This is a genomic window from Dermacoccus sp. CCH2-D9 (assembly GCF_001556795.1).
In the GTDB taxonomy this organism is placed as follows: Bacteria; Actinomycetota; Actinomycetes; order Actinomycetales; family Dermatophilaceae; genus Dermacoccus; species Dermacoccus nishinomiyaensis.
Genome location: NZ_LSJT01000086.1, coordinates 1 through 1,937, shown reverse-complemented (window position 1 = coordinate 1,937; position 1,937 = coordinate 1). Strand labels below are relative to the sequence as shown.

Sequence of the window (1,937 nt, the reverse complement as noted above, 5' to 3'; positions counted from 1 at the left end):
ATCCGGCCCAGGCCGAGACCCCCGCGCCGGCCCAGGACACGGCGACGAGCCAACCTGCCGCGGCCCCGGCACCCGCACCGGCGTCGTCGGGTGGCGATGACTGGGGAACGGAGCCGCTGCCGCTCGACCAGCTCGACTCGCTCGCCCCGGCAGCGCCCGCAGCGACGGACGAGAAGGCTGCCCCTGCGGCCGCGTCCACCGCTGCTGACTCGACCCCGAGCACGCCGGCTGCTCCCGAAGCTGACGGCGAGAAGGCCGCTCGCGAAGCAGCATCCACCCCGGCGGCGGACTCGACGTCGCCTCAGGGCGCATCGACGAGCACGAACGACACGACGACTGACGCCGCCACCCGCCCGTCCGAACAGGCCGCTGATACCACCGACCACGGCACGTCCGGTGCTGCGGTTGCGGCCGGTGTCGCGGGAGGGGCGTCCGCTGCTGCCGCGATGGCGTCGGGCCGCTCGTCGGAGGACACTGCAACCGACGCGTCGGACCGTTCCGCGGAAGCCGACTCGACCGCGACGCAGACGCAGTCCAAGCACGCGGGCTCGGGAGCGCAGGACGCCGCCGCGTCGGCACCCGCCACGACCCCTGCTGCGCCGAAGCCCTCGGGCGGCGACGATTGGGGCACCGAGCCGCTGCCGCTGGACCAGCTCGACCAGTTCGCTCCGGCGACGACCGACGCGGCCGCAGCGCCTGCGGAGTCGGCCGGTGTCGGTGTGAGCGAGCCCGTCGCCGACCCGTCCACGTCGACGACCGGCGCTGCGTCGAACGCCGCCACGACGACGGTGGCACAGCCGTCGGCGTCCGAGGATGCCGCGAGCGCCTCGCAGACGGCGGTCGAGGCCGACGTACGCACCGACGACGCCGCTCAGCCACTGCAGGACTTCACGTCCGACGAGCTGGCTCACGATACGGCTTCATCGAGCGAGTCGGGGCAGTCGCCGCAGGGCGCCGGTTCGCCGTTGCAGGCTGCTCCCACGGCGGCTGAGGTCTCGGCTGCCGAGGTGGCTGACGGTCCCTTCGGCCCCGGCTCGGCCGAGCCCAACGAGGACGGTTCGGCACCGTCGCCGGCGTACACGATCAAGGGCAACGCGGACACGATGCTGTTCCACACGCACGACAGCCCCAGCTACGAGCAGACCGAGGCCGAGGTGTGGTTCACGAGCGTGGACGCCGCCAAGGCCGCGATGTTCCGCCACTGGGACCCCGCTCAGCGCTGATCGACTCGGCTCCTGAAGATGGCCGCTCACCTCGAAGGTGGGCGGCCATCGCCGTCCTCGGCCGCCTGACCGAGCCCTTCGGCACCCTGCGCACATCGCGCGGGTCCGCACACGCTCCCCTGACGGCAAGATGGCGAGTAGCTCACACGTCGGCAGGTAACTGCCCGCCGACCTGTGAGTTACCCGCCATCCTCCAGGCTCGTTTGCCTCCCGGGCGGGGCGGGGCCCCGGCCACCTCCGCGGCCGGCGCTGATGGCCAGCCCGGCACCGTTGCGAGTCCCGTCAGGCTGGGACGAGCGGCAGTTGGGCCGAGACGTCGGCGCGCTGCCCCGACGTCCGCAGGCGCCCCTCGGAGCGGGCGGCGTCCCACGTCAGGCGGCCGGTGGCGAGTTCGAGCCAGGTGACGGCGTCGGTCTCGATGACGTTCGGGGGCGTGCCGCGCGTGTGGACCGGGCCCTCGATGCACTGGACGGCGCCGAACGGCGGCACGCGCACCTCGACGGTGCGGCCGGGCACCTGGATGCCGAGCTCTTCGAGCGTGTAGCGCACGGCGAGGGCGGTGGTGGGTCGTGCCGTGTCAGCGGGGTTCGCGGCCCAGTCGAGGACGGCGGCGCGACCCGCTTCTGGCGCGATGCGGCGACGAGGTGGCATGCGCCCCATCCTAGTGTCACGCGTCTGAACTTGTTTGACGAGTTGGGTGGGGCGATTGTAGTT

The 1,937-nt window shown here is 73.1% G+C and carries 1 protein-coding gene and 1 pseudogene; one reads left to right on the top strand and one right to left on the bottom strand.

Translation table 11 applies throughout. The annotated features are described in order from the left end of the window. A pseudogene (locus AX669_RS13650) lies at nt 1-1,223 on the top strand (hypothetical protein); the annotation flags it as partial. 282 nt (nt 1,224-1,505) lie between these two features. Here the strand turns inward: AX669_RS13650 and AX669_RS07375 are convergent. Further along, nucleotides 1,506-1,874, bottom strand: coding sequence for a sterol carrier family protein (locus tag AX669_RS07375; RefSeq protein ID WP_062257563.1), 369 nt, complete (start codon nt 1,872-1,874; stop codon nt 1,506-1,508). Nucleotides 1,875-1,937: the final 63 nt, after the last annotated feature.